This is a genomic window from Bifidobacterium aemilianum, from assembly GCF_003315635.1.
Classification (GTDB): Bacteria; Actinomycetota; Actinomycetes; order Actinomycetales; family Bifidobacteriaceae; genus Bifidobacterium; species Bifidobacterium aemilianum.
Genome location: NZ_PDCG01000003.1, coordinates 160,129 through 173,673 on the forward strand (window position 1 = coordinate 160,129; position 13,545 = coordinate 173,673).

At 61.6% G+C, this 13,545-nt stretch carries 9 protein-coding genes; 5 read left to right on the forward strand and 4 right to left on the reverse strand.

What is annotated here, in order from left to right:
• Positions 1-172 precede the first annotated feature (172 nt).
• Positions 173-1,624: an NADP-dependent phosphogluconate dehydrogenase gene (gndA, locus tag CRD60_RS04430; protein WP_113860090.1), complete on the forward strand. Its 1,452-nt coding sequence runs from the start codon at positions 173-175 to the stop codon at positions 1,622-1,624.
• Between the two features lie 94 nt (positions 1,625-1,718).
• Here the strand turns inward: gndA and pgl are convergent, their stop codons facing one another.
• The 3 genes from pgl to zwf form a co-directional block, all read right to left on the reverse strand.
• Positions 1,719-2,537: a 6-phosphogluconolactonase gene (pgl, locus tag CRD60_RS04435; RefSeq protein WP_113860091.1), complete on the reverse strand. Its 819-nt coding sequence runs from the start codon at positions 2,535-2,537 to the stop codon at positions 1,719-1,721.
• A 144-nt stretch (positions 2,538-2,681) separates the two neighbouring features.
• A complete protein-coding gene (locus tag CRD60_RS04440) occupies positions 2,682-3,626 on the reverse strand; it encodes a glucose-6-phosphate dehydrogenase assembly protein OpcA (RefSeq protein ID WP_113860092.1) in 945 nt (314 codons plus the stop codon).
• Positions 3,623-5,161: a glucose-6-phosphate dehydrogenase gene (gene zwf, locus CRD60_RS04445; protein WP_201737205.1), complete on the reverse strand. Its 1,539-nt coding sequence runs from the start codon at positions 5,159-5,161 to the stop codon at positions 3,623-3,625. The genes CRD60_RS04440 and zwf overlap by 4 nt, the downstream gene beginning before the upstream one ends.
• A 477-nt stretch (positions 5,162-5,638) precedes the next feature.
• Between zwf and nrdF the strand changes: the two genes are divergently transcribed.
• From nrdF to CRD60_RS04470, 4 genes are all read left to right on the forward strand, one after another.
• Positions 5,639-6,634, forward strand: a complete 996-nt coding sequence (gene nrdF, locus CRD60_RS04450) for a class 1b ribonucleoside-diphosphate reductase subunit beta (RefSeq protein WP_236630850.1) — start codon at positions 5,639-5,641, stop codon at positions 6,632-6,634.
• Between the two features lie 68 nt (positions 6,635-6,702).
• On the forward strand, positions 6,703-6,858 hold the full coding sequence (locus CRD60_RS08795) for a hypothetical protein (protein ID WP_161522186.1): 156 nt from the start codon (positions 6,703-6,705) through the stop codon (positions 6,856-6,858).
• Positions 6,859-7,847: 989 nt separating this feature from the next.
• A complete protein-coding gene (locus tag CRD60_RS04465; RefSeq protein WP_113860096.1) occupies positions 7,848-9,365 on the forward strand; it encodes an anthranilate synthase component I family protein in 1,518 nt (505 codons plus the stop codon).
• Positions 9,346-9,936, forward strand: a complete 591-nt coding sequence (locus CRD60_RS04470) for an anthranilate synthase component II (protein ID WP_113860097.1) — start codon at positions 9,346-9,348, stop codon at positions 9,934-9,936. The genes CRD60_RS04465 and CRD60_RS04470 overlap by 20 nt, the downstream gene beginning before the upstream one ends.
• Positions 9,937-10,021: 85 nt before the next feature.
• Here CRD60_RS04470 and CRD60_RS04475 read toward each other — a convergent pair whose 3' ends face one another.
• On the reverse strand, positions 10,022-12,802 hold the full coding sequence (locus CRD60_RS04475) for a hypothetical protein (RefSeq protein WP_113860098.1): 2,781 nt from the start codon (positions 12,800-12,802) through the stop codon (positions 10,022-10,024).
• Between the last annotated feature and the right edge of the window lie 743 nt (positions 12,803-13,545).

The following is a 13,545-nucleotide window of genomic DNA, read 5'->3' on the forward strand; positions in this document are numbered from 1 at the left end:
CTTCTGGTTCATTGCGGATGGACCCGCCCTTGTCTCCTTGGCTGGCAACAGAATATGGGACCGTGTCTGTGCCAACTTGCCGGGTAAGGCTAAACTGAGAAGACAGCTTTGTTACAGCACGGAGCCGGGGCAGCCCCTGGGCGGAGGCCGGCAAGGGATTGAAAGGTCAGCAATGGCAGAAGCTATAGCGAATATCGGAGTGGTAGGCCTGGCGGCCATGGGATCGAACCTGGCACGGAACCTGGCCCGGCATGGCAACACCGTAGCCCTCTACAACCGCCACTATGACCGCACTGAAAAGCTCATGAGCGAGCACGGCAACGACGGCAAGTTCATCCCCTCCAAGACCATTCAGGAGTTCGTCGCCTCCCTGGCCAAGCCCCGCACCGCCATCATCATGGTCAAGGCCGGAGCCGCCACCGACGCGGTCATCGAGGAGCTGGCCGACGCCATGGAACCCGGCGACATCATCGTCGACGGCGGCAACTCCTACTTCATGGACACCATCCGGCGCGAGAAGGACATCCGCGCTCGCGGCCTGCACTATGTGGGCTGCGGCGTCTCCGGCGGCGAGGAGGGCGCCCTGAACGGCCCCTCCCTGATGCCCGGTGGCACCGAGGAGTCCTGGAAGACCCTGGGTCCCATCCTCAAGTCCATTGCGGCCGTGGCCGAGGGCGAGCCCTGCGTCACCCACATCGGTGAGAACGGTGCGGGCCACTTCGTCAAGATGGTCCACAATGGCATCGAGTATTCGGACATGCAGCTGATCGCTGAATCCTACGACCTCATGCGCCGCGGCCTGGGCATGAGCCCGGTTGAGATTGGCGATATGTTCGAGGAGTGGAACAAGACCGAGCTCAACTCCTACCTGATTGAGATCACCTCCGAGGTTCTCCACCAGGTCGACAAGAAGACAGGCAAGCCGCTGGTTGATGTGATTGTTGACCAGGCTGGCATGAAGGGCACCGGAACCTGGACCGTGCAGACCGCACTTTCCCTGGGGGTGCCGGTCACCGGCATCGCCGAGGCCGTCTTCTCCCGTGGACTTTCCGGCCAGGAGGCCCAGCGCGCCGAGGCCGACAAGGTCGGTCTGGCTGGTCCCGACACCGCCATGAACCTGTCCGCCGAGGAGCGCAAGGCCTTCATAGAGGACATTCGCCATGCCCTCTATGCTTCAAAGATCGTCGCCTACGCCCAGGGCTTCGACGAGATCAACGCTGGTGCCAAGGAATACGGCTGGAAGATCGACCAGGCCGCCGTGGCCCGGATCTGGCGTGGCGGCTGCATCATCCGCGCCCAGTTCCTCAACGTGGTCTCCGACGCCTTCGAGTCCGGCCAGGCTGATGTCTCCCTGCTGCTGGCACCCTACTTCAAGGAAGCCATCGAGCAGGCCGAGGAATCATGGCGCCGCGTGGTCGCCCAGGCCTCCCTCAAGGGTCTGCCCGTGCCGGCCTTCGCCAGCTCCCTGTCCTATTACGACGGCCTGCGCTCCAAGCGCCTGCCCGCCGCCCTGATCCAAGGCCAGCGCGACCTCTTCGGCGCCCACACCTATGGCCGTGTCGACGCCCCCGGCGCCTTCCATACCCTTTGGGCTGAGCCCGGCCGCCCCGAGATCGAGGCCTAGTCTCACCCACCAAGACCCTTGGCGCTCATAAGGAGCCCCAAGGGTCTTTTGTTGTTCGTACCACCCAGTCTCGTAATGATTAAGGGAGCGTGGGCTAGGAGAGGAGGGAGACGGTGTCTGGGGTGGTCAGCCAGAGGAGTTGGTTCTGGGCGTCGGCGAAGGAGGCCGGGTAGGCGGGGTTCTGGCCTTTGGCCAGGACCTCCTTGAGGGCTTGGGCCTTGCCGGCTCCGGCGGTCAGGAACCAGGAGCGGCGGCTGTGGGCCAGGACCGGTGTGGTCAGCGTCAGGCGCAGGGGCGGCATCTTGGGTGAGTCGGTCTCTCCCACGACCAGGCGACGGGTCTCGCGGACCTGGGGGTGGTTGGGGAAGAGGGAGGCGTAGTGGCCGTCGGGACCCATGCCCAGAATCAGCAGGTCGAAGCTGGGCTGGGGGCCGAGTTCCTCCACCAGTTCCTGCTCGTAGGTCTTGGCGGCAGCATCCAGGGCCTCTGTGTCGTTGGCCGTTGGTGCCGTGCCGGTCGCCAGCGTCTGGTCCGTAGGCATGGCATGGATGTTGGGCGCAGGCAGGAGTCCCTGTTCGACCAGCTGGTCCAGGAGCAGGCGCTTGGCCTGTAGGTCATTGCGGTCCTCGTCGCCGGCGGCCACAAAGCGTTCGTCGGCCCACCAGAGGTGAACTCGTTCCCAGGCCACGGAGGGCAACAGCGGGTTGGAGGCCATATGTTGCAAGGCCGCAATGGTGTCGGAACCACCGGTCAGCGCCAGGTCGAAACGGTTCTGCCGGTTGGAGGAGAGGGTGCCTGTGTCGGACTGGGGCCCGGCCGGCAGGGCTTCAAGGAGGGTAAGCATGATGCGCTGGGCCGCCGCCTGGGCCAGGGTATCTTTGTCCTTGTAAACGATGAACTGTCCTCGTGTCATGGCCTGCTCCTTTGAATCCTGTGCTTGCCAGTATAGGTGATGGTGGGCGGTTGGTATGGGCTGAGGCTGCCTGTCGGCGGGTTCCACCGGTAACAGAAAGGGCGGCCCTGCGCATTGGCAGTGCCGCCCTTTCTTTGAGGCTGTCTATTCGACCTGGCCGTGAATCAGGTCCCAGCCCTTGTTGATGACCTCGCCGTAGACCTCGTCGGGGTCGATTCGCCGCAGCTCCTCGCTGAGGCAGTCCTCCAGGGTCCGGGGGGGCAGGGAGATGGGCTGCGGGGTCTGGCCTGGCTGGCTGATGGTGGCCTGGTCGCCCTTGGGCCTCTCTAGTGCCAGCACGCCATCCTCCCGGGTCAGGTAGACTCCCGTCACCGCCTTGGCACCCTTGTCGTATCTGGTTGTGACCGGCACGTCCAGGCGCAGTCTCAACCAGGCGCACAGCAGTGTCATGGGCAGGAAGTCGCGGGGGCCCGAAACCTCGATGCCGGTGACGGGCAGGTGGGGCGGCTGGTCGAGCATGGAGGCCAGCATGGCGCGCCAGGCGGTGAGCCTGGTCCAGCTCAAGTCGATGTCCCTGGCCGACCAGTTCCGCCGCAGGCGCTCGATGCTGGCCTCCGGGTTGCTGGAACGCAGGGCATCGGTGATGTGGCTGCTGGCGATCTTGCCCAGGGGGTCCTCCGAGGGGTTGGCTGGCGGTTCGGTCGGCCACCAGGCCACGACCGGGGCGTCGGGCACCAGGAGTGGGATCACCAGGGTGTCCTGATGCTTGATGAGCCCGTTGCGGGGGCGCAGGATGATGATCTCGCCTGCACCGGCGTCCGCGCCGAAGCGCACCTGGGCGTCCAGATCGGAGTCCGCATCCTGGTCATTGTCGCTGGGCTCATGGTTGGGGACGATGACGATGACCCGGCAGGGGTGCTCACGGCTGGCGGCGTTGGCCACCTCCAGTGACTTCTCCAGCTGCCGCTCATCGGTGGCGATGAGCAGGGTCAGCACACGGCCGGTGGCCGCCTCCCCCCGCTCCTCGTGGAGCTCGTCGACCTTCTGGGAGACCTCGCGGGTATGGGTCCTGGGTAGATCAATGATCATGGCATCCTCCAATGGCGTCCGTCGAGTGCGAGCATCTGGTCGGCCTCGGCGGGTCCCCAGGTGCCGGCGCGGTAAGGCTGGGGCTGGCCAAGCGTGGACCAGAACTCCTCGATCGGGTCGAGGATCCTCCAGCTCAGGTCGACCTCCTTGGTGGTCGGGAAGAGCGGCGGATCACCCAACAGCACGTCGAGAATCAAGCGCTCGTAAGCCTCCGGCGAGCTCTCAGTGAAGGACCGGCCGTAGCTGAAGTCCATGGAGACGTCGCGCACCTCCATGGCTGTGGCTCCGGGCACCTTGGCGCCGAAACGCATGGTGACACCCTCATCGGGCTGGACCCGGATGACGATGGCGTTATTGCCCAGTTCCTGTACCGCAGTGGATTCAAAGGGCAGGTGGGGGGCGCGCTTGAAGACCACGGCGATCTCCGTGACCCGCTTGCCCAGACGCTTGCCGGTCCGCAGGTAGAAGGGGACGCCGGCCCAGCGGCGGGTGTCAACATCAAGCCGGATGGCCGCATAGGTCTCGGTGGTGCTGCCCCTGTCAACACCTTTCTCGTCCAGGTAGCCGTTGACCTCGCGTGAACCCTGCCAACCCTGGGCGTATTGGCCTCGGGCGGTGTGCTTGGACAGGTCGTGGGGGAGTCGGATTGCGGAGAGGACCTTGATCTTCTCGGCCGTCAGGTCCTCGGCGGCGAAGGAGACCGGCTCCTCCATGGCGGTGAGGGCCATGAGCTGGAGGAGGTGGTTCTGGATGACGTCACGGGCGGCTCCGATGCCGTCGAAGTAGCCGGCACGGCTTTCAATGCCGATGTCCTCGGCCATGGTGATCTGCACATGGTCCACGTAGTTGGAGTTCCAGATGGGCTCATACATGGAGTTGGCGAAGCGCAGGGCCAGGAGGTTCTGCACCGTCTCCTTGCCCAGATAGTGGTCGATGCGGAAGACGGAGGAGGGGTCGAAGACCTCGGAGACCGTGCGGTCCAGTTCCTGGGCGCTCTTGAGGTCATGGCCGAAGGGCTTCTCGATGATGACCCTGCGCCAGGCGCCCTCGGAGGAACGGGACAGCCCCGAAGCGGCCAGCTGCTTGGCCACCACCGGGAAGGCGCTGGGTGGCACCGACATGTAGAAGGCGTGGTTGCCGCGTGTGCCCCGGTCCCGGTCCAGCTCCTGGACGGTCTGGCTCAGGCGCTCGAAGGCGGCCGGGTCGTCGAAGGTTCCCTGGACGAAGCGTATGCCCTTGAGCAGGTTGTTCCAGGTGGATTCCCGGAAGGGTGTGCGGCAGTGGGCCTGGATGGCTTCCTTGACCACGTCGACGAAGTGGTCGGCGGCCCAGTCTCGCCGCGCGAAACCAATCAGGCCAAAGCTGGGTGGCAGGAGACCACGGTTGGCCAGGTCATAGACGGCGGGTAGAAGTTTTTTCTGGGCCAAGTCTCCGGTGACTCCGAAGATGACCAGGCTGCAGGGGCCTGCGATGCGCGGCAGGCGCAAATCGCGTGGGTCCCTTAGCGGATTGGCCCAGGTGGTTGTTTCGCTCATGCACCCCATTCTAGCTAGCCTGTTGAGGCTTCATGTCTCTATTCCATATAGGAGAATTGTCGTCCCCTCCTCTTTTTCGGGTGCGATCGAGGGGCCGCTGCCGTTCAGGGGCCTTTTGGCTGGTGTTGAGGCTGTTGTTTGAGCTTGACGACAATGTCAGGTATGTCACATTGTGCTCAGTTCGGGGTTTTGGGCTTGGGTTTTCCTTCTCTATGCAATACGTTATCTAGTGTCTGACTTGAGACAAAACACTAGATATTGTGTTTGTGGAGCAAGGACGATGGGCTGGAAGTGTGAGGTCGGTTGAGGGGCGGGCCTGATTCAGGCCCGGTCTGTGACTCGGTCAGCCGTGAGTGCAAGGTCAAGCAGAAGGGCCGGGCCAATAGGGCCGGTAGGACAAGGAAGGTCCATATGGACGACAGGACATTGAATAATAGTGAGGGCCAGGACGGTTTGCGGTATGCCGATGATGCCATGATGGCGGCTTCCGTTACCCCTCCCCGGTTCCGCGACAATCATGAGGCGCGCGTACGCCCCATCAACTGGAACAACATCATTGATGAGAAGGATCTGGAGGTCTGGAACCGTCTGATTTCCAACTTCTGGCTCCCCGAGAAAATCCCCCTGTCCAACGACATCCCCTCCTGGGCGAGCCTGACCCAGCTGGAGCGTGACACCACAGTGCGTGTGTTCACCGGGCTGACCCTGCTGGACACCACCCAGGCCACCGTCGGCGAGATTTGCCAGATTGAGTACGCCCGCACCGAGCACGAGCAGGCCGTATACACCAATATCGCCTTCATGCAGGCCGTCCATGCCCGCTCCTATTCCTCCATCTTCTCCACCCTCTGCTCCACTGAGGAGACAGACCGTGCCTACCGCTGGGCCGTGGCCAACGACCTCCTGCAGGAGCGGGTCAAGACCGAGCTGCTGCAGTATGAGAGCGAGGACCCCCTGGAGCGCAAGGTTGCCGCCACCCTCCTTTCCTCCCTCCTGCTCTACGCGGGCTTTTACCTGCCCCTCCACTTCGCCTCCCGCGGCAAGATGATGAACACTGCCGATATGATTCGCCTGATTCTGCGCGACAAGGCCATCCATGGCTACTATTCGGGCTACAAGTATCAGCGCGGGCTGGAACAGCGCAGTCCCGAGGAGCAGCAGCGGCTGGAACGCTACACCATGGACCTGATGGGCCGGCTCTATGATCTGGAGATGCGCTACTCCCAAGAGAACTACCAGGGCTTCGACTTCATGGAAGATGTGGAGGCCTTTGTGCGCTACAACGCCAACAAGGCCCTGATGAACCTAGGCTACCAGGCGCGGTTCTCTGCGGAGGAGACCGCTGTGAGCCCCGAAATTCTGGCTGCCCTGTCGCCGGGTTCGGACGAGAACCACGACTTCTTCTCCGGGTCGGGTTCCTCCTATGTGATGGGCCATTCCGAGTCCACCGATGACGACGACTGGGCCTTCTAGGAATGCCGGGGAAGGGGCTAGGTATCGCTCTAGCCCCCTCCTCAAACCATCGCATTTCCATGCTTTTCATGGGCAATGGGATTAAGTGGATCGTCGTCAACAAGACTTTGAAGCAGTTGGGCGTGGGCACAGGAAGCTGGTATGACTTCGGCGGCATCACAGGTTCCAGACCTGAGCGCCGCCAACGGTGGCTGGATAAGATTGCGGCTGTGAACTTCAAGTAATATGGCCGGTGAAGGGAGCCGCCATGAAGATACTCTATAGGTGCCTGACAGTTGTATATGCCCTGCTGATGGGAGCGTCGGCCATCATGGTGGATGCTGAGATGCCCCTCTGGCCGCGGATTCTGACGCTGCTGTGCGCGGTCTGCCTCTTGGCCTCACTGAGGTGGTGGCAACTCCTGCCCGTGGGAGTGCTGGGTCTTCTGGCAGCGGCCCTTGTCAACGGACTGGTCATGTACGGGCAGATTCATTTCTCGCACCTTGCATTCCGGCTGCTTGTCTCAGTCCTTCTGCTGGGCTTGTGGTGGAGGCTTGGGAGGCCTGGCTCGGCAGGCTCGCTCCAGCAGTAGCCGGATGCTGCATGGGTCCTGTGCCGGTGGACCCGCAGGTGGTCTCGCGTTACGCCAAGTGAATAGCAGCAATGTTGCTGTATTGAGTCCACATGGTGGATTTCGCGCGTAGGTATGCCCGTATTGCCCTTACCATCAACAGCATGACTGCTTATATATCGGATTGCGAACAGCTGCACATGTGTGCCTGCTCCTCTGCCGATTTTCGATGGCGTCGTTAATCTGATTCGCGGGTTCGAACCCGGTGCCCTGAGTGGCGCAAGCGGACACTGGAGTGCAGGTGCCGATGGTGGTCTGCTGGACCGATAGCTTGCTGGTCCGCTGTTCTAGGTAGAAAGGCACGGATTCGCAGACCCGCCCTTCCACACCTTCCCTCGCCCTTCCGCGATGAGCGTGCGATGGGTGCCGGTTCGGCGATAGGCGCTGAAAGCCAGGCACAGGCCCCCATGGATATTCGGGCCATGCCCACAAGGCTTAGCTGTAGCCCTAAGCCACATTTCCATACATGTATATGAGACCCAGGCCTGGCCTCGTCCACGGCTTCCCGCACGCGAACATGAGGCTGCTGGTCAGGCAGGGGTGGCATGACGGCAGCAGAACAGTGCCACTCAGTAAGGGTCTCGCCATATCAGAAAGGCAATCATGAGCATTCCAGCGCAGATAGAAACCCGAAGCATCCCGTCACCAGGGAAGGCGCTTGACCTCTATGGCAAGCTGCGGGCGGTCCATGGCGAGGACCGTCTGTTCCTGCTCGAGTCGCTCGCAGGACCCGCACGAGATGGGAGCAGGTCAATCATCGGCTTCGATCCCATGCTCACCCTGGAGGTCAGCGACCGGACGCTGTCCGTCCAAAGCTTGGAGGCAGGCCCTGTGGACCAGGAGCTGATCACTCTACTGGGTCCGGCTGGTAAGGACCGAGTTCACCGCAGCCGGGTTGCTGATATGGAGGCGGTCTTTGTGGTCTTGCGTCGGCTTGAGGCCCTGTTCGACCGGCAGGGTGACCCTGATGGGACTTTCGGCATGGGCTGGTTCGGCTACTTCGGCTATGACACCATATTCATGATAGAGGATTTGGAGGAGCGCATTGATCGCAGCAGTGAGCCACCGGTCATCTCCCTGACCCTCTACCGGGGCATCGTCACCCTCAATCCGGAGAATGGAAGCGGCAGCCTGACCATCATCCATATTGCTGGCGACTGCCCCGAACTGGCCGAGCAAACCATGGCCGTATTGGCACAGTCATGTCCGGAGGAAGAGACTGTTAGCCTACGGGACACCACCCGCCCCTATCGGGCTCACGACAGCATTGATCGTGACCATTTCTCACAGTGGTTCGCCAAAGCCAAGCGGCATATCGCCCAGGGTGATGTCTACCAGCTTCAGCTTGGGCATGAGATCGTGGTCGACTCTGCCATTGCACCCTTCCAGGTCTACTGCCACTTGCGCTCTCAGGATCCCTCTCCCTACATGTATTACTTCGTCACTCCACAAGGACTGCATATCATAGGAGCCAGTCCGGAACTCTTCATTGGCCTGACTCCCCAGGGGCAAATCACCCTACGGCCCATTGCCGGTACAGTAGGCAATCCTGCAGAGGGCGGCCCAGCCCGGCAGGCCGCCATTGACCGCTTGACATCTGACCCCAAGGAACGGTCGGAACACCTGATGCTGGTGGATCTGGGCCGTAATGATGTGGCCCGCTGCTGCATTCCAGAATCCTTGGAGGTCACCCAGCTCATGGTCACCGAACTTTACTCCCACGTCATTCACATGGTCTCGAACGTGGTCGGCCAGCTGCGGCCGGAACTCGATAAGTACGATGCCTTCGCAGCGGCCTTCCCTGCCGGAACCATGACAGGCACCCCCAAGGTTCGGGCGGTCGAACTCATTGAAGAGACCGAGGTCACGTCCAGAGGAGTCTATGCGGGAGCCGTCGGATTCCTGGGCTTCGATGGCCGCACCCTGACCGCCCTCTGCATCCGTACCGCCGCCTACCAGGCTGCCGCCGAGGGTATGGGCACCTATCGTCTTCGAGCCTCAGCCGGCATTGTGGAGGATTCTCAGGTCGAGAGCGAATGGCTGGAGACCATTAAGAAAATGAGTTCGGCCTACCTGGCCATCACCGGAAAGGAGCTCGCTGATGAGGGTTTTATTGGTTGATGCCTTTGACAGCTTCGTATATGTAGTCAAGAACTATGTGGACCTCTTGGGGGTGCAGACCGATGTCGCGCGGACCAACCAGCTGCCGCAGCTGGACCCTATGGACTACGATGCCGTGATACTGGGTCCAGGGCCTGGTCGGCCGGAGGACGCCGGATATCTTGAACTGCTGGATCGCCTGGCCGGGCAAAGACCGGTCTTCGGCATTTGCCTGGGAATGCAGGCCATTGGGGAGTTCTTCCAGGCAGAGGTCACCATTGCCGACCAGCGTCGTCATGGCAAAACAAGCCTGATTGACAATGACGGGAGGGGTTGCTTTACCGGTCTTCCAGACCAGTTGGAGGGCGCTCGCTACCATTCGCTCGTGGTCGACCGGCAGTCAGCGCAGGCCGCGCCTGATTTGGAAGTCAGTGCCATTGCTCAGGACGATGGGTATGTTATGGGGCTGCGCCACAGGCGGTTCCCGATCGAGGGGGTCCAATTTCATCCTGAGAGCATCGCCAGTCAGGAAGGCCGGCGGCTGATCGCCAACTTCTTCGATCAATACTGTCGGCCTGCTGGCCTGGGCTGATGAGGGGGCAGTTCCCGCTTTGCTGGCGGCCGGCACCTCTGAGCTGGAGGGGCTGCCCCTGGCTGGTGCGCTAGTGACCTCTTGTTCAGGAGGAGAGCCGCATTGTTGTGACCAGGCCCACAAGTATCAGTGTGAAGCCTCCCAGCAGTCCGAGAAGAAGCATCGGAAGTCTTGGGCCGCCGGTGAAGGGCAGGGAAGTCACGGGTTTGATGCTCTGCAGCTGAGCTTCGACCGATGCGGACTCGTTGCCGGCTGAATCCTTGGCCCATATGCGTACTGTACCGGATTGCATGCTGGACGGAAGGTCGATATGCCAGGAGCCGTCGGCCCCGGTGAGGTGGCTGGGGGAGTACGCGGCTTGGGATCCGTCAGGCCATTCCACCTGAATCATGTCTCCTTGCTCCGGGCTGGAGTCGCCGGCTGTGAATCCGTTGAGTGAGCTGGCGTCGATGCCCCGCCAGTCCGCATGGGCGATGCTTGGTTTTGGTGGTGTCATGTCCATGTTCTGGGTCATCTCGCCCTTGGGTGACTGCGCGCCAACAGGGTTGATGAGCACCGCCTGGAAGCGGTAACGCGCCTCGGTCGCTGACTGGGCGAATGCTGAGGGACTCAGTTGGGTGGACCAGGCCTGGTCGCCCACTGAGGGCAGGAGGTCGCTGGTGTAGAGCAGGACCGGGGTGCCCGAGTGGTCAGCCAGTGCGATGGCATAGAGCTGCAGGCGGGAGATGTTGGCGTGTAGGGGAGCCGCCCTTCCGCTCACCGTGACTGAACTGCCAGAAGGCAGGGAACCGTTGACGGTGTGGGGCACCTTGACCTCAAGGACCTGCGGAGCCGGGTCGGTCTCGGTCAGGAGCGTGACCGACTCTATGTTGGAGAAGGTGGACGTCAGGCCGCAGGCCGAGGTCTCCTCCACGATCCAGGCGTGGTAGCGCTGGGTTTTCCCGTCTGCGTTGCCTCCGTCGATATTGCTGTCGGGTATGGACCATGTGCCCTGCTCGTCAGTCTGTACGCTGCCCACGTATATGCCTTTGGTCCCAGTATCGTTCGGGTTTGCGTCATTGATGGGATGGGCCGGATTCTCCCGGTACAGGTCCACACGGTAGGTGTTGCCTGGGCTGCTGGGGACGCCGGTGCCGGAGATGGTCGGGGTCAATGTCTGGGCATACCGGTGGGCGTTGCTGGTCCGCGAGGGCGAGATGTCGGTGATGACCGGCGGGGCCGGGTTGCTCAACTCATACTTGTAGAAGGCCGTGTCGACCGTCCAACCGTTGCTGATTCGTTCAGTGATCTGGCTTTGGGGCATGGAGCTGGTGATGCCGGCGTCAGGGTTGGCGGCGTTCTTCCACTCGCCGGTATCGCAGCCGGTGAGGCTGCCGTCCTGGTTGCTGGTGATGGGCCAGGTCACCAGTTTGAAATAGCCGTCCAGGCCGTCCTGATCCTTGGCCGCCTTGAAGTCGATGGAGCCGTCAGGGTGCTGGGCGCTGCCTGGTGAGATGAGGGTGTTGGGACTGTGGCCAGGTCTGGGGGCCTCATTGTAGGCCACAGGGTCGCTGGCGTTGCTGGGAGTATACGAGGGGGACTCGGAGGCATAGGGCCTTTGCCCGTCCACCTTTTGCGCGGTGGGGGTCAGCGAGGATACCGGCACCCAGTCGCTGCCGTTCTTGAGGGCCACCCACTGGTAGTAGAAGGAGGTCGTCTTGGAGCAGGGATACGGGTGGCTGGCGCCATGACTATCCGTGTAGGTCTTGCCGTAGGCCGGATTGTTCCAGAAGACGAAGAAGGACCGGGGTGGTGCCACGCCCTCGGCCGCGGTATTGAGGGGGGCAGAAGCCGTGCTGTCGCCGGTCCGGTAATTGTAGTGGTAGCGAAGGCCATAGTCGGTCACTAGTCCCCAGTTGGCCTGGCCGCCGCTCCAGAGCTGTGGTGTCTGATCCCAGCCGATGAGGGATATGGGGCCGTTGTGGTTGCCCTTTGATGGGTCCGCGGTATCGGTGACCACGTCCGTATAGAGGTCCGTCGTGGCCTCTTGCGCGATGTTGGGCAGGCCGTCGCTCACGAACTGCTGGGTGTCATTGGTCGAGAGGATGCCATCCCCGTAGACCTTGCCGGCCTCATGGTTCTTGGTCCAGGACCAGTAGCCGGCGTTGTCTCCCACAAAGGCGTAGATGTATTGGGGGAACCGTACCCCACCCTTGTGGTCCGAGGAGACTGGTGCCAGCCCGGAGTCGTGGGCGGCGGTTCTGGTGTCAGGGTAGTTGATGTCGGTCTCCATGGAAATGGTCAGATAGTCGTAACTGCCGGAACTCAGCACATTGTGGATGGTGTAGTACTGGTCCTGGTTGTGGGCCCAACGGTAGGCGCCATCCATGGTCACCGCATCGGAGGCGCCGGCCCCACCCATGGTGCGCACATACTTGACCCGCCACCATTCCTTGGTGTTGTTGTGGCCGCCATAATAGGAGTACAGAAACCCAAGGTTGCCGCAAGCCTGGGTTGCGATGCGGTTTCCGGCTGCTGGATACTCCCCTGGTTTGACCACGCTCTGGCCACGTTTGGGGCCTTCCTTGGCGACGCAGGTCGGGTCCACGGCCCCATGGGCAACACGGAGCACGAAGTCCATACGGATCTCATCCTGGTAGGTGTCGATGCGGTTGTTGTAGCCCAGCATCTTGTATAGGCGTGGTGTGGGGTCCACCGGTGCCTCGGCGGCTTGCGCCTGAGGGCTTGTTCCGGCCAGGGGGGTCAGGGCCAATGCGAGGGCCATCGCCGCAAGTGGAATCAGGAGGGCCCGCAGGGTCCTGCCGGCCCGCTCTGTGAACGAGCTGTGGGTCTGAGTGTTGTCGTCCGTGCGCAAGTTGTTGTTCATGGACTACTGTCCTTTTCGTGGCGCAGCCTTACGCCTCTCTGTACCATAAAACCGTGTGGAATTGACCTCAGAGGCTATCTGGGATCTTCCCCTATCTACTGTTTTCTGCTTCCACGCTAGGACAGAAAATCAAAAGATTCGATTTGGCTTGGCGGGAAATTCCCCTGGCAAAAGGGCCATTTTTCAACACTTTTGTTGGATTTGTCAAGATTGCTGGAGGCTGGGCTGCGATGGCGGAGACCTTCGTGCTACAGGGTCGGCACCCTATAATAGAGGCTGGCACAATGGACGTATGCGAAGGGTTTTGCCGGCTTTGGCCGTGGCGCAGAATTGGAGTCTATGGCCTCGCGCACATTGCAATCGTGCGATTTGGGCTGATTCTTCTAATCATACTCTTAATATCTGCAGCTTTCTTGAAGGCATATTGCCAAAGTCGCGGCTGCTCTGCCGGGCCGACTTAGCAGTAGGCAACCTGATATCTGCAATAGGTCCTATCTCTCTGCGGGGCGGCGGGAGTGGAGGTCTCGACCCTCGTCGCTATTCCAAAGCAGTAAGTCTTCAGCGATTGCCCTCTTCTGGTTTCATATCGGCCATACCGACTGCCGCAACCACAGGGTGAAAGCTGAGCTCGGTTGAAAATAGATAAGCCTTGCCCATACATTGGACGCCGTTGCCGAGTTTTAGTGACTCTGCCTAGGCCATGGAAGGAGTGAGTGCTGACCAACCCGTATTCCCGGCACCCA